The 21801-nt window shown below is 70.5% G+C and carries 22 protein-coding genes and 3 pseudogenes; 13 read left to right on the forward strand and 12 right to left on the reverse strand.

Annotated elements, in window-relative coordinates; all coding sequences use genetic code 11:
• Positions 1–100: 100 nt before the first annotated feature.
• Together ACIBTS_RS47860 and ACIBTS_RS47865 are read left to right on the forward strand one after the other, a co-directional pair.
• Positions 101–388: pseudogene (locus ACIBTS_RS47860) on the forward strand (MerR family transcriptional regulator); the annotation flags it as partial.
• 106 nt (positions 389–494) lie between these two features.
• Positions 495–1418 (forward strand): NADP-dependent oxidoreductase, encoded by a 924-nt coding sequence (locus ACIBTS_RS47865; protein WP_399328060.1) that lies wholly within the window; start codon positions 495–497, stop codon positions 1416–1418.
• 51 nt (positions 1419–1469) lie between these two features.
• On the opposite strand, the pseudogene ACIBTS_RS47870 reads toward ACIBTS_RS47865, so the two are convergent.
• From ACIBTS_RS47870 to ACIBTS_RS47885, 4 genes and pseudogenes are all read right to left on the reverse strand, one after another.
• A pseudogene (locus tag ACIBTS_RS47870) lies at positions 1470–1616 on the reverse strand (ribosomal protein L7/L12); the annotation flags it as partial.
• Positions 1605–1736: pseudogene (locus ACIBTS_RS47875) on the reverse strand (site-specific integrase); the annotation flags it as partial. The pseudogenes ACIBTS_RS47870 and ACIBTS_RS47875, both read right to left, overlap by 12 nt.
• Before the next feature lie 5 nt (positions 1737–1741).
• Positions 1742–2206 (reverse strand): hypothetical protein, encoded by a 465-nt coding sequence (locus ACIBTS_RS47880; protein WP_399328062.1) that lies wholly within the window; start codon positions 2204–2206, stop codon positions 1742–1744.
• Between the two features lie 146 nt (positions 2207–2352).
• Complete coding sequence (locus ACIBTS_RS47885; RefSeq protein WP_399328064.1) at positions 2353–2772, reverse strand: VOC family protein; 420 nt, start codon at positions 2770–2772, stop codon at positions 2353–2355.
• A gap of 229 nt (positions 2773–3001) precedes the next feature.
• Here ACIBTS_RS47885 and ACIBTS_RS47890 point away from each other — a divergent pair, with 229 nt between their 5' ends.
• Positions 3002–5170 carry an FG-GAP-like repeat-containing protein gene (locus ACIBTS_RS47890; protein WP_399328066.1) on the forward strand — a complete coding sequence of 723 codons (2169 nt, stop codon included), beginning with the start codon at positions 3002–3004 and terminating at the stop codon, positions 5168–5170.
• Between the two features lie 23 nt (positions 5171–5193).
• Here the strand turns inward: ACIBTS_RS47890 and ACIBTS_RS47895 are convergent, their stop codons facing one another.
• Positions 5194–6162 (reverse strand): helix-turn-helix domain-containing protein, encoded by a 969-nt coding sequence (locus ACIBTS_RS47895; protein WP_399328068.1) that lies wholly within the window; start codon positions 6160–6162, stop codon positions 5194–5196.
• A 218-nt stretch (positions 6163–6380) separates the two neighbouring features.
• On the opposite strand from ACIBTS_RS47895, the gene ACIBTS_RS47900 reads away from it, so the two are divergent.
• A complete protein-coding gene (locus ACIBTS_RS47900) occupies positions 6381–6605 on the forward strand; it encodes a hypothetical protein (RefSeq protein ID WP_399328070.1) in 225 nt (74 codons plus the stop codon).
• 534 nt (positions 6606–7139) lie between these two features.
• The gene (locus ACIBTS_RS47905) at positions 7140–7583 is read left to right on the forward strand and encodes a DUF4232 domain-containing protein (RefSeq protein ID WP_399328072.1); all 444 of its coding nucleotides are present in this window, start codon (positions 7140–7142) and stop codon (positions 7581–7583) included.
• A 6-nt stretch (positions 7584–7589) separates the two neighbouring features.
• Here ACIBTS_RS47905 and ACIBTS_RS47910 read toward each other — a convergent pair whose 3' ends face one another.
• The 5 genes from ACIBTS_RS47910 to phoU all read right to left on the reverse strand — a co-directional run bounded on the left by ACIBTS_RS47910 (position 7590) and on the right by phoU (position 10317).
• Entirely contained in the window at positions 7590–7937 is a 348-nt protein-coding gene (locus ACIBTS_RS47910) for a winged helix-turn-helix domain-containing protein (RefSeq protein ID WP_399328074.1), read from the reverse strand.
• On the reverse strand, positions 7934–8758 hold the full coding sequence (locus ACIBTS_RS47915; protein ID WP_399328076.1) for a hypothetical protein: 825 nt from the start codon (positions 8756–8758) through the stop codon (positions 7934–7936). Before ACIBTS_RS47915 ends, ACIBTS_RS47910 begins: the two co-directional genes overlap by 4 nt.
• Positions 8759–8841: 83 nt before the next feature.
• Complete coding sequence (locus ACIBTS_RS47920) at positions 8842–9090, reverse strand: SCO4226 family nickel-binding protein (protein WP_399328078.1); 249 nt, start codon at positions 9088–9090, stop codon at positions 8842–8844.
• 191 nt (positions 9091–9281) lie between these two features.
• Complete coding sequence (locus ACIBTS_RS47925; RefSeq protein WP_319675048.1) at positions 9282–9440, reverse strand: hypothetical protein; 159 nt, start codon at positions 9438–9440, stop codon at positions 9282–9284.
• 160 nt (positions 9441–9600) lie between these two features.
• A complete protein-coding gene (phoU, locus tag ACIBTS_RS47930) occupies positions 9601–10317 on the reverse strand; it encodes a phosphate signaling complex protein PhoU (RefSeq protein WP_399328080.1) in 717 nt (238 codons plus the stop codon).
• A 291-nt stretch (positions 10318–10608) separates the two neighbouring features.
• Here phoU and ACIBTS_RS47935 point away from each other — a divergent pair, with 291 nt between their 5' ends.
• Positions 10609–11952: a sensor histidine kinase gene (locus tag ACIBTS_RS47935; protein ID WP_399328082.1), complete on the forward strand. Its 1344-nt coding sequence runs from the start codon at positions 10609–10611 to the stop codon at positions 11950–11952.
• Entirely contained in the window at positions 11949–12629 is a 681-nt protein-coding gene (locus ACIBTS_RS47940; protein ID WP_015659563.1) for a response regulator transcription factor, read from the forward strand. The genes ACIBTS_RS47935 and ACIBTS_RS47940 overlap by 4 nt, the downstream gene beginning before the upstream one ends.
• A 96-nt stretch (positions 12630–12725) precedes the next feature.
• On the opposite strand, the gene ACIBTS_RS47945 is transcribed toward ACIBTS_RS47940, so the two are convergent.
• On the reverse strand, positions 12726–13421 hold the full coding sequence (locus ACIBTS_RS47945) for a DUF461 domain-containing protein (RefSeq protein WP_399328084.1): 696 nt from the start codon (positions 13419–13421) through the stop codon (positions 12726–12728).
• Between the two features lie 685 nt (positions 13422–14106).
• On the opposite strand from ACIBTS_RS47945, the gene ACIBTS_RS47950 reads away from it, so the two are divergent.
• The 6 genes from ACIBTS_RS47950 (at position 14107) to ACIBTS_RS47975 (ending at position 20747) form a co-directional block, all read left to right on the forward strand.
• Positions 14107–14589 carry a CarD family transcriptional regulator gene (locus ACIBTS_RS47950; RefSeq protein ID WP_003953493.1) on the forward strand — a complete coding sequence of 161 codons (483 nt, stop codon included), beginning with the start codon at positions 14107–14109 and terminating at the stop codon, positions 14587–14589.
• A gap of 360 nt (positions 14590–14949) precedes the next feature.
• The gene (ispD, locus tag ACIBTS_RS47955; RefSeq protein ID WP_319673948.1) at positions 14950–15702 is read left to right on the forward strand and encodes a 2-C-methyl-D-erythritol 4-phosphate cytidylyltransferase; all 753 of its coding nucleotides are present in this window, start codon (positions 14950–14952) and stop codon (positions 15700–15702) included.
• Entirely contained in the window at positions 15692–16216 is a 525-nt protein-coding gene (gene ispF / locus ACIBTS_RS47960; protein ID WP_399328087.1) for a 2-C-methyl-D-erythritol 2,4-cyclodiphosphate synthase, read from the forward strand. Before ispD ends, ispF begins: the two co-directional genes overlap by 11 nt.
• A 235-nt stretch (positions 16217–16451) precedes the next feature.
• Positions 16452–17852 carry a cysteine--tRNA ligase gene (gene cysS, locus ACIBTS_RS47965; RefSeq protein WP_399328089.1) on the forward strand — a complete coding sequence of 467 codons (1401 nt, stop codon included), beginning with the start codon at positions 16452–16454 and terminating at the stop codon, positions 17850–17852.
• Positions 17853–17898: 46 nt separating this feature from the next.
• Complete coding sequence (gene rlmB, locus ACIBTS_RS47970) at positions 17899–18840, forward strand: 23S rRNA (guanosine(2251)-2'-O)-methyltransferase RlmB (protein ID WP_319673951.1); 942 nt, start codon at positions 17899–17901, stop codon at positions 18838–18840.
• Positions 18841–19034: 194 nt separating this feature from the next.
• Positions 19035–20747, forward strand: a complete 1713-nt coding sequence (locus ACIBTS_RS47975) for a DoxX family membrane protein (RefSeq protein ID WP_399328092.1) — start codon at positions 19035–19037, stop codon at positions 20745–20747.
• A gap of 184 nt (positions 20748–20931) precedes the next feature.
• Here the strand turns inward: ACIBTS_RS47975 and ACIBTS_RS47980 are convergent, their stop codons facing one another.
• Positions 20932–21663, reverse strand: coding sequence for a nucleotidyltransferase family protein (locus ACIBTS_RS47980; RefSeq protein WP_079661470.1), 732 nt, complete (start codon positions 21661–21663; stop codon positions 20932–20934).
• Positions 21664–21801: the final 138 nt, after the last annotated feature.

The following is a 21801-nucleotide window of genomic DNA, read 5'->3' on the forward strand; positions in this document are numbered from 1 at the left end:
ACCCCCCAGGTCATCCGTTCGACAGGGGGGAACAGTCATGCCGGGCCCGGAGGCCAGCGGTCCTCTTGCAGGACCGCGGAAAACATAACGGGGGCAGCGTCACTATTCCGGTGCTGTGGTCCAGCGCGTGGCACTCATCCGACAGCTGTTCGACGCGGGTATGTCCAGCAGGGTGATCGCGACTGTGCTGCCGTGTGTGGACGTCCCGGGTGACCTGGGCGTCGCCGAGGAGACGTTCACGGCGATGATGCGCGAGCGCGACCGGATCGACGGCGACATCGCGCACCTGATCGAGACCCGGGATGCACTCGACGTGCTGATCAGGGCCAACAGCCGACACCGGGCGGAGCTGTCCACGGCCCCGGAACCGGTGGCGCAGTCGACCTGATGCTGTGATCTGCATCTCAGCCGGTTGCCCCTCACATCAATGTCAGAGGTGAGGATGGCGACAACGCCCGGAATCACCGGGTCGGTCATACGAGAGGCGGCGGAAAATGGGGCAGGCGTGGGGTTTCGGCAGGTATGGCGGGCCCGAGGTGCAGGAGTTCTTCGATCGTCCCGATCCCGTCCCCGGTCGCGGCGAGGTGCTGATCCAGGTCGACGTCGCCGGCGTGAATCCCCTCGACCACCTTCTGCGCTCGGGTCTGGTCGACGGGCTCGCCGGCGGGCGCCCGTTTCCCCGCGTGCTGGGCATGGAGGCAGCCGGAACCGTTCTCGCCCGGGGCGAGGACGTCAACGGGCTCGAGGTGGGTGACGCGGTCTTCGGCTTCGCACTCACCGGTGGCGGCACCTACGCCGAGACGACGGTGCTGTCCGCGCCGAACACCGCGCGCATCCCGGAGGGTCTGTCCGCGACCGTGGCGGCAACGCTGCCAGTAGCCGGGACGACCGCGGTGGACGTGCTCGACCAGCTCAGCCTCCCGGCCGGTGCCACGGTCCTGGTCAACGGAGTCGGGGGCGGGGTCGGCCTCGCCGTCGCCCGGCTGGCCATCGGGCGCGAGCTGCATGTGATAGGTACCGGGAGTACCGCCAAACGCGAGCACGCCGAGGCCATCGGGGTGCGGTTCATCGACTACACCGCCGGGGACGTCGCCGCGGCGGCACGCGAGCTCGTTCCGGACGGTTTCGACGGGATCGTCGACCTGGCCGGAGGCACCTCGCTGCGGACGGTCGCTCCGCTGGCCCGGGATCTCCGCAACGTCATCGCTGTGGGTGATATGTCTGTGCCCGACCTCGGTGGGCGTTTCGTCGAGCGTCGCGTCGACCGCGAGAACTTGGAGCGGTCGGCCCGGCTGGCCCTCGACGGACTCCTCGCACCCGTAATCACCGCGGTCCATCCGCTCTCCGACGCCCCGGCCGCCCTCGCCACCGTCGAGAATGGTCACACCTCGGGCAAGGTTGTCATCAAGGTGGCATGAGAAGTGCCCGGCCGTCTGACGCTGTCGACCGTCCATTGCGGACTGACGAGAACCCGTGAGAATGACGGCGGGAACCTGCGTCGCGAGCACCTTGCTGCGCCACAGGCTCAACCCCGTGAGTCGACGTACGACCTGGACGACGTCCGTCACGCACACGCTGAGGTGCGACGGAGGGCATGCATGCCGCTTGGGGATCACCCCAGCCGAGGCAAGCGCCCGCTTCCGCGCCTCCTCGTTGAGGGACGTCCGCCAGACGTGATCATCGCGCGGCCCGGTGAAGATCGGCCGCTTGGTCGCCGGCGGCCCCTGCGCCACCTTTCACGTCAACCCAAGGCTTCGAGTGTGCCCACGGCCGCGTGGATATGAGCCGAGTCGCGACGCAGCCGTTCTCCCGCACACCACCAGGACAGTTGCTCCTCTGCATCCTCCCTCGGATGCATGCCGAGGCCATGCTCGGGACACAGGGGCCACGCCTGCCACAGAAGCTCCATGACGGTCTCCTGCGCGGCATCGGCAACGCTCGCCAGCGCTGAGGCAAGGCTGTCCTGCGAGTTCGGGTCCAGGTAATTGCCGTGCCACTCGCCGTTGGCCATGGCGACGCAGACGTTCTCCGGCTCATCCTCCGGATCATCCACGGCGTAGGACGGAAGGGCCAGCAGTTGCAGGGGTTCCAGCCGGGGAAGCGTCACCGCCAGATCCCGGTTCAGAAGGGCGAGAGCCTGGTCCCACACTGGGTACTCGCCCGGCGAGACGCGGCGAGGCTCGGGGGGGTCGAAAAGAGCGCACATGAGCACCATCCTCTGCCACACCAGGGACAGCCCCAATTGCTCAACAGCGTCGCCCCCTGCAACGACCGCGTGCGGCGGCTGACATCAGCGGCTGACACCAACAAGCACGAACAGCAGCGCTCGGACTGAACCACCACATTTGAGTCCTAGACGCCCTGAGACGGATCCATCCACATGACCTGCCAGCCGTGGCCGTCGAGGTCGAAGAAGCTGCGGGAGTACATGAAGCCGTGGTCCTCGGGGCCGTCCGCCTCGGAGCCGCCCGCGGCGAGCGCGGCCTCGGCGACCGTGTCGACCTCCTCGCGGGTTGCCACGCTGAAGCAGTAGAGCGCCAGCGTGTGCGTGGTGGGATCGGCCATCGGCAGCTTCGCGAACTTCGCGAACGTCTCGTGGCTGAGCAGCATGAGGCAGGCCTGCTCGCCCACCAGCATGCATGCGGCGGTCCCATCGGTGAACATCGGGTTGTAACTGAACCCGAGCCGCGCGAAGAACGCCTTGCTGCGCTCGACGTCCGCCACGGGGATGTTCACGAACAGCATGCGACCGGCGTGTGCGGGAGTGGTCATGGTGGGTCTCCAGTCCGGGGTTCGGTGGTGTGCGACGGGGTGGACCGGCCCAGCCCGCGGAACTCATCGGTGACACACGGCTCATCGACCGCGGGTTTCATGTCGTCGCACATCAGCAAAAGGCCTGCCGGGTCCTGACGATCATTCAGTTCTGTACAACCCGTGGCGAGTGCCGGGGGTCGTAGCTTCCAAGACGACGACCTGACTCCTCGTCCAACAGGGGGCTGACATGATCACCCGCACGATCAAACGCACCTCGCTCACACTCGGGACCGCCGTCGCGCTCGCGGTCGGCGGTCTCGGTCTCTCGCCGGGGACCGCGGTGGCCGCGCCGCGCGTGGCCGACGACGAGACGGTGTTCCCGCTCGGCACCAGGGGCGACCTCAAGGCCTATATCGAGACCCTCGCGCTGGGCGGCGGAAAGCTCAGCGTGCTGGGGACGGCCGACCCCGAGACCAACCGCGGGCTGTGGGAGTTCGACCTCCCGGCCGTCGGCGCCCCGCAGCCGGGACCCCGGAAGCTCGCGGACTCAGGGGTCTGGGCCAACTACCCGTGCGAGGGCGTCGACCCCTCGGACTACACGTGCAGCGCGTTCTACTCCAAGCTGTGGGCGCTCGGCGACGGCCGGGTCGCCTATATGACGCCGTTCGGGAGCCAGGAGGCCCTCGGTGGCGGGGTGCCCATGAGCGAGACCGGGCTCGGCCCGTTCTCCTGGGAGTCCCCGGATCGCGTGGTGGCGGCCGGCGGTTCGTACGTCGTGGTCAACGACGACGACGTACAGCGCATCGGCACCTTCGACCGGAGCGTGCCCTGGCCGGCGCAGATCCACACCCGGTCGGTCACCGCGGTGTCCGTCTGGGGCACGAAACTCTGGAAGCCGGGCAGCACCGCCGGCACAGTCAACTCCTACGACCTGGTCAGCAAGGCGAACTCGGCGAACCTGACGCTCGGCTCCGGCTGCGTCCCCGACGATCTGCAGGCCGTCGGGCAGTGGCTGTACTGGCGCTGCTCCGCGTCGGACAAGGCCGGCGTGTGGGACCACAGCACCGGCAGGAACATCCCCGTCCCCGGTGCGCTGCCCGCGAAGGTCGGCGACGGCTATCTGGTCCAACAGTCCGAGGACAGGCGGACGGTGACGCTCACCGACTTCCACCTCGGCGGCGGCCACCCGGCCACCACCACCCCCTACTTCACGGTCCCCGACGGGACGTCGATCGACATGCTGACCGCCGACCGGTACGGCGGCCATGTGGCCTACGTCGACAACCAGCAGATGATCCACATCCGGCCGGTGACGGTGCCGCGGTCGCGGATCAGCCTGTTCGACTGGACCACGGACTCCACCGTGGACCTGCGCAAGGCGAGCGACCCTCTCTGGGAGGGCACCTGGCGGCTCACCCGCCCGCCCGCGTCCTGGACGCTCACCATCAAGGACGCGTACGGCGCCACCGTGCGCACCCTCACCAGCAGCGCCCACGAAGGCGCCGCCATCCGCGCCGCCTGGGACGGCAAGGACGAGGCGGGCGAGAAGGCGGTGAGCGGCCGCTACAACTGGACCGTGACCGTGGACCCGGGCGACGGAGGCGTCGTCCGCACCCTCCCGACCGGGAGTTTCCTGCTCTCCGGCGGCCGGTCCGGCTTCCGCGACGCCGACACCGACGGCTACGGCGAGCTGTACACGATGACCAGCGGCGGCCTGCTCGAAGCCCACCGGTTCTCCGGCGGCAGCCTGACCGACGCCCGCGGCTGGTCGGGCTGGAACCCGGACACCCGTTTCGTCCCCGTCGGCGACATGACCGGCGACGGCTGCTCCGACATGCTCACCAGGACCGCCGACGGCAACCTCTACCGGCAGTCCGGCGGCTGCACCGGCGTCTTCCTGCCGGACGCCGAGCGCACCCTGGTCGGCTCCGGCTGGGGCGGCTTCGACGCCATCGTCGCCGCCGACGACTTCACCGGCGACCACCGCCCCGACCTGCTGGCCCGCCAGGCCACGACCGGCGACCTCTACCTGTACAAGTCCAACGCGCAGGGCCGTATGGACCCGGGTGCGCGCGTCGGCACCGGATGGAAGGGGTACACGATCGTCGGCGCCGCCGATGTGACCGGCGACGGCATCGGCGACGTCATGGCACGGGACGCCGCCGGCGAGCTGTGGCGCTACGACGGCAACGGCTCGGGCGGCTTCAAGCCGCGGACGCTGGTGTTCCAGGACTGGGGCGCCGGTCGCAACGCGATCCTCGCGGTCGGCGATGTGACCGGCGACGGCTTCCCCGACCTCGTCTCCCGTACCACCGACGGCAAGCTGCTGCGGAACAAGGGCTGGGGCGACGGCACTTTCAGCGCCACCTACACCCTCGCCGCCTCCGGCTGGCAGAGCTATCAATCGCTGTTCTGAGCCGCGCCATCACGCCAGTCCGATCACGCCGGCCCGCGTGCGGGCAGTGACGTCTCTGCCGAAGGTCCGGGATGCGACCCCGGGCCTTCGGCAGCCGGTGTTCCGACGGGGCGCGGGCCGGCCGAGGAGTGCCTGGCCACATAGGCCTCCAGGGGCTCCAGAGCGCTCCATGCCTGATCGAAACTGTCCGCGAAGTACGCCAGGAACTTGGCATTTTCGATTCTGAATCCCGTGAGCTGTTGTCGACCTGCTCCGGAGAAGGAAAGATAGCTGACCGATTTGTCGATGAGGCCGATGTTGTACCAACCGCAAGAAGCGCTCCAGGGCATGACCCGCGCCTCGTAGGTATACAGGTCTTTCACGACTTCCTGATGTTGCCTCAGCCACTCGAAGTAGGCCGCCCTCGGCACACCCTTGCGCTCGGGGACGCCGATGATGCGCCGCACGCTCGCGCACTCGGCCGAGTTGTCCCTGGCCCACTGCAATACCGTGTCGTAGTAAGAGGCGGGTTCCGCGGACCCCCATTGGGCGGGCGGATGAAGCCGCACATAGGTGAGACGGATTTCGGTCTGGGCGGCGCGAATGCCGTCGGCGGCAGCGCTGTAGAACGAGGGCGGATCCGGGTAGCACACCATCTCCACCGGGGACGTGGTCTGGAACGCCTCGGAAAGACCTGGCCCCGCGCCGAGAACCCGTGGTTCCCGGCGCGCGTCGACGGTGTCCCGCTTCAGATCGTCGAGTTCCGTCTTGGCCTCACGCCACAACTGCCCCCAGCGTGCCCAGTCACCGCCGAGCGCGGTCACCAGCCGACGGGTGACCGTCTCGCTCGGCAGACGATGCCCGTTGAGCACCTCGGAAACCGTGGCCTGACTGCACTGGGCCCGCGAGGCGATCGTCTTGACCTGAGGTTCACCGGCGGTGATGCGCAACCGTCGCAACTCCGCGGCGAAGCGCCGTACCGACGGTGAATCGGAATGCCGGTAGGTGCCCATGGTGCCCCCTCGCGTTCAACGCCCACTGGGCGACTGAGATCGTCCCACCGGAACCTTCGAACGCGCAGAGTTTCACCGAACTTCGTTGAAGAAGGCCGCCTTTCCGGCCACGCTTCCGCGCGGATCGAGATACCCGGGAATCCCTGGACCTGCCGACGGGGCAACTGCTCGAATGTCCATCACCTCGGGCAGGACAAGACAGGAAGAGGTGAGGACGCGTGCACATCACGTTCAGGACCGTGCTCCACGGCCACTACATGACGTTCGTAGCCATTCTCGTGACCGGAATGATCCTGATCATCGCAGGGAACGGAATTTCGGAGTCGACGTCGATCTACCTCGACTGCATGCTCGGTGTGGCCGGCCTGCTCGCCGCCTATGCGCTCGCGGCGCCCGCCGGCCCGGCTGGCGCCGGCGGCGGTGCGGACAGGGTCGTGACGTAGTCGGACAGCGTGGTCGTCGTTGCTGCTTACCGCGGCAGCGCGGGCGCACTCGTCCGGCAACGGATCGGCCGGTTCTCGTCACCGGTGGGTCACAGGTCGGTGGCCGGGAGAACCCGAGTGCCTGCCCGTTCTGTCTGCGTTGACGAAGGTCGTCGGCGAGGGGCGTCGGCGAGGGCGAGGGCTCTCGGCGATTCGGATTCGGGGGGCACCATGCAGTACGGCAGCGCGCGGCACGGAAACAGGCAGTACGGGAATGGCGTTCGGGGGCCGGTGACGATGGCCGTTCTGGTCTCGGCCGCCGCTCTGATGGTGACGGGATGCCAGCCGACGGAGTCCCCCTCCGCCTCGGCGAGTTCCCCCGCCGCGAGCTCGGCCTCCGCGGGATCCCCCTCCGCGAGCTCGAGCTCCGCGAGTTCCGCTCCGGCTGGTTCCGCTCCGGGGGGTCCTCCTTCCGCGGCGTCCCCTTCCGCGGCGTCCCCCTCCGCCAGCTCCGCCGCCTCGGCGCCCGCTGCGGAAGGCTCGCCGTCCGGTGCCGTGTCGACGTGCCGCGCGGGCAGTCTGGAGGTCGCCGCCCGGCAGGCCGCCGAGCGGCCGGCCGGCACGGGAACCGGTGCGGCGATCGTCCGGTTCACCAACGTCTCGGCCAAGGCCTGTGCCCTCAAGGGCCATCCCTCCGTCGCCGGGGCCGGCAACGGCTCCCCTGAGCACAACTCCCCGCTCACCGTCACCCCCATCGGCTCCGCCTCGCCGGTGACGGTGGCTCCCGGCGGCAAAGCGTGGGTGAAACTGACCTTCGTGCAGGTGCAGGGGGAGGCCGACGGATACTGCGCGTCCGGCACGGAGCCCGCGGTGTACCCCACGATCGTCGTCGGCCTGCCCGGGGCGGGAGCGCACCAAGTCGCCCTGGACGACGGTCAGTTCGCCGAGTGCGACAACAAGGTGACCGTCACCGCCGTATCGGCGGTCGAGCCGTCCTGACCCGGTTCAACGCCCTTCCAGCCGCTGCACCAGCGCACGCAGGGCGCGCAGTTCCGCGTCCAGCGCCTGGGCGCCTTCGCGGGTGAGGGAGATCCAGGTGCGTGGGCGTCGGCCCGCGTAGCCCTTCTCGATCCCGATCAGGCCCGACTCCTCCAGCACCCTCAGGTGCCGGGAGAGGTTTCCGTCGGTGACGGCCAGTTGCCGTTTCAGGAAGCCGAACTCGACCCGGTCGGCCTCGCGGGCGACGGTGAGGATGCCGAGCCGCACGCGCTGGTGGACGGTGTCGTCCAGCCCCTGGGTCGGGTGCGGTTCCTCGTCGTCGTCCGGTACGGCGATCGGGTCCTCGACGCTCATGCGGCGACCGTACCCGTCCGCCGGCGGGCCAGCGCCCACTCCGCCAGGCCCGCGAGCAGCAGGACGGCGGCCAGCAGGAGCCCCTTGGCCTGCGGGCCGTCGGTCCAGCCGGGCTCGGCCGGATGCAGCCAGGGGAGCCAGCCGCTGCCCCAGGACGCCCCGAGGTAGCCGGTGAGCAGCAGGGCGTGTGCGGCGCCGGCCGTCGCGGCGATCCAACTGCGTTCGGCCACGCCGAGGGCGAGCAGGCCGACGCCGACCAGGTACCAGGGGGAGGCGTAACTGTTCTCCAGCAGATCCAGCGCCGGCGGCTGGGGCCGGTTCAGACCGAGCAGGAGCAGCAACAACGCCGTCATGAGCGCCGTCGTGGCCGCCGTGGTGACGACGATCCAGCTGCGGCGGCGCGGGACGATGCCGCGGGCCTCGCCCCGCAGGCGGTACCAGCGGGCGACGACGAACCACGCCAGAGGGAGCAGCGCGAACCACACACCCCACGCGGTGAACCGCAGGATCGCCCCGTCGAACTCGCCCTCCAGGCACGGGGTTCCGGGTTCGTGCACCACGCACAGGCCGGTCAGCTCGGCGTGGGCGAAGGCCGGATACGACGCGATGCTGCGGCCGTGCGCCCCGAAGTTGAAGGCGTACCGGGCGACGGGAGCCGCCGCCAGCGCCAGCAGTCCGAAACCGAGGAGGGGCGCCCAGGAACCGTTCAGCTGCGTACGGGTCCTGGCCCGCAGGCCTTCTGCGACGGCCAGCAGCCCTGCTGCTCCCGCACGTGTCTCCGCTGCCCCGAGTGCCTGTGCTCCTGCTCCCGGCTCGCCCATGTCGCCCCCACCCCTTGATGATCACCTCGACGCATCAACTCTGCAATGCAAAGTACATTGCAGTCAAGAGCCACGTCGGCGCCTCACACAGCCAGCGGAACCGCGTGGATCTCGTCCGCCTTGTGGCCGGTGCGCTCGTGGACGCGTTGGACCGCCTCCGCCGACGGGCCCTCGGAGAGGCAGTAGACGGTTCCGGACTCCGGGTCCGCCCAGGCGCGTTCGAAGTGCACGCCCTCCTCGCCCTCGACGGCGAGGTCCGCCCGGTGGGCCTCCAGGAGCTGGTCGGCCGTGATGCCCTGCATGCCGTGGTGGACGTCCATGAAGCGGGTCATGGCTGCCCGCCCCCTTCCGTACTCGTGCCTGCCTGTCTCGTCCATGCTGCGCCTGCACTCCCCTCGGGGCGACCGCACGACGAACGGCCCACGACGAACGGCCCACGACGAAGGGCCCCGGTGCACGCATGCACCGGGGCCCTTCACCGTCGTACGAGATCAACCACCCTCGGCGTCGACCGCGGTCGGTGTCAGCCGCACTGGCAGGGGCTGCCCGACTGGCACCCGCAGCCGCACCCCGAACCGCAGCCGCACGCGCCGATCAGCATCAGGTTCCTGATCTCGGCGGGCTGCTCGGTCGGGCGCTCCTGCGTGGGGTCGGTCGGGGGAGTGATGGGGGACTCGGCCATGGGTTCCTCCCGGAGGCGTAGGGCCTGTGCTCATTGCATGCCCCCTCCGATGGGCGCATCAACGGCGCACAGTGGCTCGCGCACGCCTCGGCCCACTCCGCGCAGGCCCCCTCAGGCCCGCTCCCGTCTCCTCAGGGTTTCCTCAGGCCCCTTCCGTCACTCAGGCCCCGTCGGGCGCGCCCGCCGTCGTCCCGCCCGTCGGCTGGATCTCCGGCTGCACGTCGGGCTGGAGCTCGTCCGCGTGCTCGCCCGTCACCAGGAACACCACGCGCTTGGCGACGGCCACCGCGTGGTCGGCGAAGCGCTCGTAGTATCGGCCCAGCAGCGTGACGTCGACGGCGGTCTCGATGCCGTGCTTCCAGCGCTCGTCGATCAGGTGCTGGAAGAGCGTGCGGTGCAGGAGGTCCATCGCGTCGTCGTCCGACTCCAGCTGGAGCGCCAGGTCGACGTCCTTGGTGATGATGCACTCCGCGGCCTTCGCCATCAGGCGCTGCGCGAGCTGGCCCATCTCCAGGATCGTGGCGTGCAGGTCGTGCGGCACCGCACGGTTGGGGAAGCGCAGTCGCGCCAGCTTCGCCACGTGCTGGGCGAGGTCGCCGGAGCGCTCCAGGTCGGCCGACATCCGCAGCGACGTGACCACGATCCGCAGGTCCGTCGCCACCGGCTGCTGGCGCGCCAGCAGCGCTATGGCCTTCGCCTCCAGGTCGTGCTGCAGCTCGTCGACCTTCTGGTCGGCCTCGATGACGCTCTCGGCCAGCTTGAGGTCGGCGTCGAGAATGGCGGTCGTGGCGCGTCCGATCGCCGACCCGACCAGCCGGGCCATCTCCACCAGGCTGTCGCCGATCGAGTCCAGTTCCTCGTGGTACGCGTCCCGCATCAGGGTTCCCTCTCGTGCGTCGTTCTCGGGGTTCGGTGTTCGGTCTCGGTTGCGGTTCCTGGGGTCAGAACCGGCCGCGAGACCTGGACGGAACCGGCGGTGAAACCGGCGCCGACCGGCCGTGGAACCGGTGCTGCGAACCCCACGGTGCCACGCTCCGCCCTGTACGCGTCGATTTCCGTCACCTCAAATGAACCACCACTGGCTCCAAGGTGAACTCTGGGCGACGAGTGTTCGAGCTCGCACCTCGATGGCTGTGGCCAGGACGGAACCCGTGCCTAACCTGGGTGCATGGACGTGAACGCGGCGGTCGCCGCAGCGGCAGCGATCGCCGGGGTGCTCACCGGTGTCATCGCCATGCTGGCGTTCCGCTGGAGCGAGCGGGAGCAGAAGCGCCCCACGCGCACCTCCCTGCACACGGACCCGGTGCTTCCGCCGGGGGTGGACACCGTCCTGTCCGTGCTCCGCTCCTCCGCCGTCGTGCTCGACGAGGCCGACGCCGTCGTCAAGGCGAGCTCCGCCGCGTACGCCCTCGGGCTGGTCCGTGGCGGTCGGCTCAGTGTCGAGCCCATGCTGAAGATGGCGCGGGACACCAGGCGCGACGGGGAGATACGCCAGGTCGAGCTGGACCTTCCGCGGCGCGGGACCGGGCGCGGCGAGGCCCTCGCGGTGTCCGCGAGAGTCGCCCCGCTGGGCTCCCGGCTCGTGCTCCTCCTGGTCGAGGACCTCACCGAGGCCCGTCGCATCGAGGCGGTGCGGCGGGACTTCGTGGCGAACGTCAGCCACGAGCTGAAGACGCCGGTCGGAGCGCTCTCCCTCCTCTCCGAGGCCGTCATGGACGCCTCGGACGATCCGGAGGCGGTGGAGCGGTTCGCCGGCCGTATGCAGATCGAGGCCACCCGGCTGACCAGCCTGGTCCAGGAGCTCATCGACCTGTCGAGGGTCCAGAACGACGATCCCCTCGAGGACGCCGAACCGGTCGGCGTCGACGAACTGGTCGCCGAGGCCGTCGACCGCTGCCGGCACCAGGCCGGCACCAAGCAGATCACCATGGCCGCCGGAGGCACCGGCGACCTGCGGGTCTTCGGCAACCGGGGCCAGCTGGCCGCGGCCCTCGGCAACCTCGTCGAGAACGCCGTCAACTACTCGCCCGCCCGCACCCGCGTCGGCATAGCCGCACGCAGGGTGAGCGCGCCCGGCGGGGATCTGATCGAGATCGCCGTGACCGACCAGGGCATCGGCATCTCCGACAAGGACAAGGAGCGCATCTTCGAGCGCTTCTACCGCGTCGACCCGGCCCGCTCCCGCCAGACGGGTGGCACGGGCCTCGGGCTGGCGATCGTCAAGCACGTGGCCGCCTCGCACGGCGGGGAGGTCACGGTGTGGAGCGCCGAGAACCAGGGCTCCACGTTCACCCTGCGGCTGCCGGAGGCGGGCGCGGCCCGCGACCGCGCGCATCAGCACCCGGACCCGGACCCGGACGAGGTCGACGACGTCGACGACCTCGACGAGGTCACCCACTCCTCCTCTCCTCACCACTCCTCCCCTCACCGCTCCACCCAAGCACCACCCCGCGCCTCTTCCCCCGATTCGACCGCGTACCAGACGCTTTCCGCCCCGGAGGTCCTTCCGTGACCCGAGTGCTCGTCGTCGAGGACGAGGAGTCCTTCTCCGACGCCCTGTCATACATGCTCCGCAAGGAGGGCTTCGAGGTCGCCGTCGCGACCACAGGGCCCGACGGACTCGACGAGTTCGAGCGCAACGGCGCCGACCTCGTCCTCCTCGACCTGATGCTGCCGGGCCTGCCCGGCACGGAGGTGTGCCGTCAGCTGCGCGGCCGCTCCAACGTCCCCGTGATCATGGTGACCGCCAAGGACAGCGAGATCGACAAGGTCGTCGGCCTGGAGATAGGAGCCGACGACTACGTCACCAAGCCCTTCTCCTCGCGCGAACTCGTCGCCCGCATCCGGGCCGTGCTGCGCCGCCGCGGGGAGCCCGAGGAGGTGACCCCGGCGGCCCTGGAGGCCGGCCCGGTCCGCATGGACGTCGACCGCCACGTCGTGACGGTCTCCGGCTCCAAGGTCGACCTCCCCCTCAAGGAGTTCGACCTCCTGGAGATGCTGCTGCGCAACGCCGGCCGCGTCCTGACCCGCATGCAGCTCATCGACCGGGTCTGGGGCGCCGACTACGTGGGCGACACCAAGACCCTCGACGTCCACGTCAAGCGCCTCCGCGCCAAGATCGAGCCGGACCCGGGCGCCCCGCGCTACCTGGTGACGGTCCGGGGTCTCGGATACAAGTTCGAGCCGTAAACCGGGGGTGAGTCGGGGATGTGCGAAGGGCGGTACCCCAGCTGGGGTACCGCCCTTCGCATGTGTACGAGGCTCGGGTGCGTACGAGGCTCAGGCTCAGTGAGTCGTCCCCGACGAGCTGGGGGAGGCCGAGTTGGACGGGGCGCCCGACTCGGCGGTGCCGCCCGCGCCCGCCGGCCCGGAGGGCGAGGCGCTGCCCGAGGGCGACGGCTTTCCGGACGCCGACGGCTTGCCGGACGCCGACTCCGAGGCCGACGGCTTCGGGGAGGCGGTCGGGAGCTTGCTCGGGCCCCACGTGGAGAAGTAGCTCTCGGCGGGGACGACGAACGCGCGCAGGCTGATCTCGCCGGTGTCGCTGAAGGCGAACGTGATCTTCTGCGCGTTGCCGTCCTGGACGGCCTCACGGCTGCTCGGCAGGACCGCGGAGGCGTTGTTCGCGCCGCCGATGACGAGCGAGCCGCCGGCCGGGACGGTCACCTTGCCGTTGCCCTTGGCGGGCTTGAGCTCGGCGTACTTGCCGGTGCCGTCGACGACGACGGAGTCCAGCGTCTGGGGTTGGTCACCGCTGTTGAAGACGGTCGCCGAGATCACGGCGGGGCCGGTCGACTGCAGGTCGGGCTGGGTGATGACGACGACGTTCTGCAGCTTGATGGTGCCGACACTCGTGGCGGCGTTGTCCGGCTTGATCTCCAGGGTCTGGGAGTCGTTGCCGGCGCCACAGGCGGCGAGCGAGGCGATCGAGAACGCGATGGCGGAGGCGGCGAGGGCGCCGCGTCGAAGGCTGCTGCTCACGGCGGCGGCAACTCCTTGAACACGCGGGCGGCTTTCCTTTGAATCAAGCCGTCCTAAGGGTCTGTCAGCGGGCCTTAGGTTACCGAGCCGTTCCCGCGCCACCGCACCCGACCCGCCTCTAGAGCGATCCCGCGCCGCTACGGATGCTCCGGCCGGCCTTCGTCACCACCGTCCCGGCCGCCACAGCAGGCCCACGAGTCGCATTGGCTTCACCCGTCGTCTTCTCACCGTCTTCCCGTCGTCTTCTGCTCGTCTTCCCGCGCTCTTCCTGGCGGGCCGGCATTCGCATAAGCGTGCTCGACGCCCGCACGCGGATTTTCCGTGAAGGAAAACGAGGCGATCCCCGGAATTGATCACGGCCCCGCTCGAACAGCCGGTGATCAATTCCGGAAACGACTCGTATCCGGCCGCGCGCACCGAACGGAGTAGCGGAAGTCGCACGCTTGGAAGCGGACATATGTGGACGTTCGGCCGCTCGCGCAGGCCTCCGGATGTGTGTAACGTGCGCGTTTCTCTCCCCTCGGAGAGCCGCTCCGACCTGCGAATACCTGCCTCCGCAGCCCCCGCGCAGCACGTTCCTGTCGCTGTTGTCAAGCCCCGAGATATGCCCTGACCTGCGAAAACGCCATTCAGAACCCGCAGTTTCCGTGTTACCCTGGATAGCCACGGAAGGGGTACCTGTCACATGACGTTCAAGGTTGGCGACACCGTGGTCTATCCCCATCACGGGGCCGCGCTGATCGAGGCCATCGAAACTCGCCAGATCAAAGGCGTGGACAAGACCTACTTGGTGCTGAAGGTCGCCCAGGGTGACCTGACGGTACGTGTGCCAGCGGACAATGCGGAGTTCGTCGGCGTACGTGATGTGGTCGGTCAGGACGGGCTGGACCGGGTCTTCGAGGTGCTGCGCGCGCCGTACGCCGAGGAGCCCACGAACTGGTCGCGTCGTTACAAGGCAAATCTGGAGAAGCTCGCCTCCGGCGATGTCATCAAGGTCGCGGAAGTCGTGCGTGACCTGTGGCGTCGTGAGCGCGAGCGCGGACTCTCCGCCGGTGAGAAGCGCATGCTCGCCAAGGCTCGTCAGATCCTGGTGAGTGAGCTCGCTCTCGCGGAGAACACCAACGAGGACAAGGCCGAAGCGCTGCTCGACGAGGTTCTCGCGTCCTGACGCCGGCCCGACTTCCGGCTTCAGCACACTGAAGAACACTGAAATGCCGCGGTGCCCGATGACGTATCAACCGTCGCCGGGCGCTGCGGCATGTTCGCGCTCGGACAACCGCCGTACGCCCTGCCCCCCACGTGGGGTGGCCCCGGCCCCGAAGGCGCCCCCGGTAGGTGCCCCGGTACTTCTGCGGTACTTCTGCGGTACTTCTGCAGTACTTCCGCTTGCGGTACTTCGATACTGGGTGTGCCGGGCCCGGGCTGCTGCCTCGACCGTACGTCACGGAAGGGTCCGGTCAAGGCGTCGCGCCCGGCACTTCCCAGGCCATACCCACGCCAGGACAGCACACAAACCTGACAGGAACCGATGTCTGACGATTCGCGTCCCTCCCCCGCGCCCGCCCGCACGGCCGCGGTGATTCCGGCCGCCGGCCGTGGCGTGCGCCTCGGTCCGGGCGCCCCCAAAGCGCTCCGCACGCTGAGCGGCACACCCATGCTGATCCACGCGGTACGCGCCCTGGCCGCCTCCCGCGCCGTCTCCCTGGTCGTCGTCGTGGCCCCGCCCGACGGCGCCGCCGAGGTCAAGTCCCTCCTCGACGCGCACGCGCTGCCCGACCGCACCGACTTCCTGGTCGTCCCCGGCGGCGAGTCCCGCCAGGAGTCCGTGAAGCTGGGCCTGGACGCGTTGCCGCCCGGCCATGACATCGTCCTCGTGCACGACGCCGCCCGGCCCCTCGTCCCCGTCGACACCGTGGATGCCGTGATCGAGGCCGTCCGCGAGGGCGCCCCCGCCGTCGTACCGGCGCTGCCGCTCGCGGACACCGTCAAGGAGGTCGAACCGGCCGCCGCCCCCGGCGACCCCGAGCCGGTCGTCGCCACCCCCGACCGCGCCCGCCTGCGCGCCGTCCAGACCCCGCAGGGCTTCGACCGCGCCACCCTGATCCGCGCCCACGAGACGGTCACGGACAACGTCACCGACGACGCGAGCATGGTCGAGCAACTCGGTCTGACCGTCGTGGTCGTGCCCGGCCACGAGGAGGCCTTCAAGGTCACCCGCCCGCTGGACCTGGTCCTCGCGGAGGCGGTCCTGGCCCGCAGGAGGCTCAACGATGGCTTCTGAGCCGCCCTTCGCGTCCGTGCCGCCCCTCGCGGGGATCCCGCTTCCCCAGGTCGGCATCGGCACCGACGTCCACGCCTTCGAGGAGGGCCGCGAGCTGTGGTGCGCGGGCCTGAAGTGGGAGGGCGAGGGACCCGGCCTCGCCGGGCACTCCGACGCGGACGTCGTCGCGCACGCCGCCTGCAACGCGCTGTTCTCCGCCGCCGGACTCGGCGACCTGGGACAGCACTTCGGCACCGGGCGCCCCGAATGGTCCGGCGCGTCGGGCGTCGCCCTGCTCACCGAGGCCGCCCGCATCGTCCGCGCGGCCGGCTTCGCCGTCGGCAACATCGCCGTACAGGTCGTCGGCCCCCGTCCCAAGATCGGCAAGCGGCGCGACGAGGCGCAGAAGATCCTCTCGGAGGCGGCGGGAGCCCCCGTGTCGGTGTCGGGCGCGACGACCGACGGCCTCGGCTTCCCGGGACGCGACGAAGGCCTGATGGCGGTCGCCACGGCCCTGGTGGTGCGCACGCCCTGAATAGGCCATCGGATGTCACGTTTCCAGGGCGGGCCGTCACCCGGAGCGGATGTGATGTGCACTGTGCGTTGCGAGAGCCAGGCGCGCGCGGATTGCGTGTCTTTCGGGGCAACCGGGCTGGTTCCAGCAGCGTGAGCCAGAAATCCCTCTAGTTCAAGCGGGGGAGGGTTCAAGAATACGTGGCCTTGGCGGGAACGGGCTCGGGGCACTGCCCCGCGCCCACTACCCTGGAGTGGTGACCATTCGCCTGTACGACACCAGCGCCCGGCAGATCCGTGACTTCGCCCCGCTCCTGCCGGGTTGTGTCTCGATCTACCTCTGTGGCGCCACCGTGCAGGCCGCCCCGCACATCGGGCACATCCGCTCGGGCCTGAACTTCGACATCATGCGCCGCTGGTTCGAGTACCGCGGCTACGACGTCACGTTCATCCGCAACGTCACCGACATCGACGACAAGATCATCGCCAAGTCGCACGACCAGGGCCGCCCCTGGTGGTCCATCGGCTACGACAACGAGCGGGCGTTCAACGACGGCTACCAGGCACTCGGCTGCCTGCCGCCCACGTACGAGCCGCGCGCCACCGGGCACGTCCCGGAGATGATCGAGATGATGCGCGGCCTCATCGAACGCGGCCACGCCTATGAGGCCGACGGCAGCGTCTACTTCGACGTGCGGTCCTTCCCCGGGTACCTGGAGCTGTCCAACCAGGCCATCGACGACCTGCGCCAGCCGACCGAAGAGGGCATCACCGGCAAGCGCGACCCCCGCGACTTCGCGATGTGGAAGGCGACCAAGCCGGGCGAGCCCGACTGGGAGACGCCCTGGGGCCGCGGCCGTCCCGGCTGGCACCTGGAGTGCTCGGCGATGGCCCACAAGTACCTGGGCTCCGCCTTCGACATCCACGGCGGCGGCCTCGACCTGATCTTCCCGCACCACGAGAACGAGATCGCCCAGGCCAAGGCCTACGGCGACGAGTTCGCCCGGTACTGGGTGCACAACGCCTGGGTCACCATGAGCGGCGAGAAGATGTCGAAGTCCCTCGGGAACTCCGTCCTCGTCTCCGAGATGGTCAAGCAGTGGCGCCCGATCGTCCTGCGCTACTACCTCGGCACCCCCCACTACCGCTCGATGATCGAGTACAGCGAGGAGTCGCTGCGCGAGGCCGAGTCGGCGTTCGCACGGATCGAGGGGTTCGTGCAGCGCGTCGTAGAGAAGGCCGGGGGAGCCGTCGAACCGGCGGCCGAGGTGCCGCCCGCGTTCGCCGAGGCGATGGACGACGACCTGGGCGTCCCGCAGGCCCTGGCCATCGTCCACACGACGGTACGACAGGGGAACTCGGCCCTCGCCGCCGACGACAAGGAAGCCGCGGTGGCGCGGCTCGCCGAGGTCCGCGCCATGCTCGGCGTCCTCGGCCTGGACCCGCTCGACGCACACTGGGCCGGCGAGGAGAGCCGGGGCGAGGACCTGCACGGCGTGGTCGACAGCCTCGTACGACTCGTCCTCGACCAGCGGGAGTCGGCCCGCGCGCGCAAGGACTGGGCGACCGCGGACGCCATCCGCGACCAGCTCACCCAGTCCGGCCTGGCCATCGAGGACGGCCCGCAGGGCCCGCGCTGGAGCCTCGGCCCGCGCTGACCCCGCAGTAAGACGTACATACGAAGCTCACGGAGACGAGTAACTCATGGCAGCCAACAACCGCCGCATGTCCGGCAAGAAGGGCGCGCAGGTCGGCAGTGGCGGCCAGCGGCGCCGAGGCCTGGAGGGCAAGGGCCCGACCCCGCCCGCCGAGATGCGCAAGAAGCACAAGGCGAACCGCATCGCGACCGCCAAGGCGAAGCAGGTCGCGCGCCGGCCCGCACAGCGCGGCCGGGGCGGCAAGGGCACGTCCGAGATGGTCGTCGGCCGCAATCCGGTCGTCGAGGCGCTGCGCGGCGGCGTGCCCGCGAGCACGCTCTACGTCCAGCAGTTCATCGACAACGACGAGCGGGTGCGCGAAGCGCTCCAGCTCGCGGCCGAGCGCGGCGGCATCAACCTCATGGAGGCGCCGCGCCCCGAGCTGGACCGCATGACCAACGGCCTCAACCACCAGGGCCTGGTCCTCCAGGTCCCGCCGTACGAGTACGCGCACCCCGAGGACCTGGCCGCGGCCGCCTACGACGACGGCGAGGACCCGCTGATCGTCGCCCTCGACGGCGTGACCGACCCGCGCAACCTGGGCGCCGTCGTCCGGTCCGTCTCCGCCTTCGGCGGCCACGGCGTCGTCGTCCCCGAGCGCCGTGCGGCCGGTATGACCGCCGGTGCCTGGAAGACGTCCGCCGGCACGGCCGCCCGCACCCCGGTCGCCCGCGCCACCAACCTCACCCGCGCCCTGGAGGCCTACAAGAAGGCCGGCATCGTCGTGGTCGGCCTGGCGGCCGACGGCGAGCACGAGGTCGGCGAACTGGCCGCCCTGGACGGCCCCCTGGTCATCGTCGTCGGCAGCGAGGGCAAGGGCCTGTCCAGGCTGGTCGGCGAAACCTGCGACTACCGGGTACGCATCCCGATGCCGGGCGGCGCGGAGTCGCTGAACGCCGGCGTGGCGGCGGGCATCGTGCTGTACGAGGCGGCTCGCCGCCGGGCCTGACGGCGGTTTGGCGCCGGGCCTGACGGCGGCTCGGCGCCGGGGCCGTGCGACTACCGGGTACGCATTCCGATGCCGGGATGTGCGTCGGGGGGTTCGCTCGAACGGGTTAATCCTGGCGAGTAGTGCAACCTTGACGGAGTCCGGACAGATCCGGCGGGTCAAAGCAGTGTCCTAAACACACGTCACTCGGTTAGATGAGTGTGGACACCAGAACACCCCGCACTCCCACGGGGGACCGCTCGTCGGGATTCGACGACGCTCCCGCGCTGAGCATGGTGAAGGTGCCGAGCGATCCGGCGCAGATCATCGTCAGCCACGCGAGCTTCCGCGTGCAGCTGGGCGCGTCGGCGCGGCGTAACCAATCCCCGCGGATCGCCCGGCATGTGAGCGCCATCGATGACACCGCGCGCATCCCCGTCGTCGGGGCGGCCGGCAGAGCGGGCGCCGCTTCCGGTGGCCGTCGGCGGGCCGTCGTCTGGAGCGGCCAGACCGCCCCCGACGACACCGGCGCCCACCGACTGCTGCAGGCCGTGCGGGCAGGCAGCGTCGGCCACGGCGAACCGCCCACGGCAGACGCCGGAGCCACCCAGGTCATCCCCCGCGTCGACATGGGCGGCAGAGGCTACGACGGCGACCTCGCCGCACAGACCCTCGAAACCCCCATCGTCGGCGCCCAGCGTTCTCCCGCCGCCGGCGAGCACCGCCTCCTGCCGAACATGCGCACCGTCGGCAGCGCCTACGACGAACCCGCCTACGACGAACCCGCCTACGACGACGCCCGGTTCGACGAGTTCGGCGACCGCGACGCCGACGCCGGCCCGGACCAGGACCTCGACCAGGGCCCGCACCGGGACCGGGGCCGGCGCAGCCGACGGCAGGGCGAGGACCCCGCCCGGCACGCCTACTACCCCGGCCGCCGCATGAACCTGGGGGTGGTGCTCCTCCCGCTCCGCGTCTTCCTCGGCTTCATCTCCATCTACGGCGGCATGGGCAAACTGTGCGACCCCGTCTACTTCGACGGCGGCAAGCGCGGCTCCATGGTCAAGTGGCTCAACACCCTGCACCCCTGGGAAGTCGCCGAGCCCCTGCGCCAGTTCGCGCTGCACCACCCCATCGGCTCCGGCCTCGTCATCGCCTTCCTCCAGGTCGTCGTGGGCGTCCTCACCGTCCTGGGCTGCTGGCAGCGGGTCGCTGCGGTCGTCGGCGCGGGGCTCTCCGCCGCGCTCATCGTCACCGTCAGCTGGAAGACCGTCCCGGTCTACGACACCCCCGACATCATCTACCTCGCCGCCTGGTCGCCGCTGATCATCGCCGGCGCCCCCGTCTACTCCGTCGACGGCCGCCTCGCCGCCGGCGCCTGGCGCCGCCTCGGCCCCCGCTCCGACCTGTGGGAACTGCGCCGCTACGTCCTGCGCCGCGGCGCCCTGGTCACCGCGATCGCCGTCGGACTGACCCTGCTGGTCGGCTCGCTCCTCGGCGGCGCCGTCCGCGACGCCGACCGGGTGATCGTCCCCGGCCCCGGCGAGCCCCCGCGCAACGAACTGCCCGGCTCGCCGCTCTCGGAGAAGTCCGGCACGCACAAGGCCTCCCGGCAGCCCTCCGTGTCGATCTCGCCCACCCAGGGCGCCACCTCGGCGGCCCCCACGGCCGGCGCCGAGAGCGAGCCCTCCGAGGGCCAGGACTCCGGCACGGCCGGCGTCGGCGCCCCCAGCCAGACCCAGGGCACCGCGGGCCAGGCCCCGCCCGAGCGGTCCACCCCGGTGGAACAGGCCCCCTCCACCAGCTCCGGCCCCTCATCGGGCGGCTCGTCCAGCAGCTCCGGCGGCTCGGACGGCGGCTCCGACGGCAACGGCGGCGGCTCGTCCTCCTCGGGCCAACCGGGCCTGGTGGGCGGGTTGCTGGGCTGACGGCAACGCCATAGGCCGTAAACGACAAAGGTGTCCCGTTCGCTGCGAAGCGAACGGGACACCAGCGTTTTCGGGGGCCGGGACACCAGCGTTTTCGGGGGCCGGGACACCAGCGCTTTCGGGGGCCGGGACACCAGCGCTTTCGAGGGGCGCGGGGCTGTGTTCCCTGCCCGCGGAGCGGCCCTCAGCGACGAGCCGCCGCCAGTTCCTTCGCCGCCTCCGTCAGATCCTTCGCCGTGTCGATGGCCCGCCAGTACGCGCCCTGCGGGATCGGAAACCCGGCCAGCCTCCGCTCGCGGGCGAGATGCGGAAACGTCGTCCGCTCATGATCCCCGCGCGCAGGCAGCAGCCCCGCGAACTCCGGAGAGAAGACGTACACGCCCGCGTTGATCTCGTACGTCGTGGGCGGCGCCTCGATGAAGTCGGTGATGTGACCGAACCCGTCCGTCTGCACCGCCCCCCACGGAATGCGCGGACGCGCGAGCGCGAGCGTCGCCACGGCGTCACGCTCGGTGTGGAAGTCGGCCATCTCACGCAGCGAGAAACGCGTCCAGATGTCGCCGTTGGTGGCGTACCAGGGCCGGTCGGGGTGGGGGAGATGGGCGGCCGCGTACTTCAGGCCGCCGCCGCGGCCCAGGGGCTCGGTCTCCACGACGGTGGTGACCTTGACGGGCAGCTCGGCCGACTTCAGCCAGTCCTGAAGGACCTCGGCGAGATGGCCGCAGGAGACGACGACGTCCGTCACGCCCTCCTCGGCCAGCCAGCCGAGCTGATGGCCGATGATCGGCGTCCCCGTGCCGGGGATCTCGACCATCGGCTTGGGACGGTCGTCGGTGTAAGGACGCAGCCGGGACCCCTGGCCACCGGCCAGGATGACGGCTTGCGTGGGGCGGGACACGGCGTGCGGATCGGTCATGCCCGCACTGTACGTGCCGCTCGTGACCGGGCGTGGGGGGGGGGGGGGGGGGGGGGGGGGGGGGGGGGGGGGGGGGGGGGGGGGGGGGGGGGCGGGGGGGGGCGCGGGGGCGGGGCCCCCCCCGCGCGCCCGCCGGGC

The sequence above is a fragment of the Streptomyces sp. NPDC050121 genome (genome assembly GCF_044460385.1).
Classification (GTDB): domain Bacteria; phylum Actinomycetota; class Actinomycetes; order Streptomycetales; family Streptomycetaceae; genus Streptomyces; species Streptomyces soliscabiei.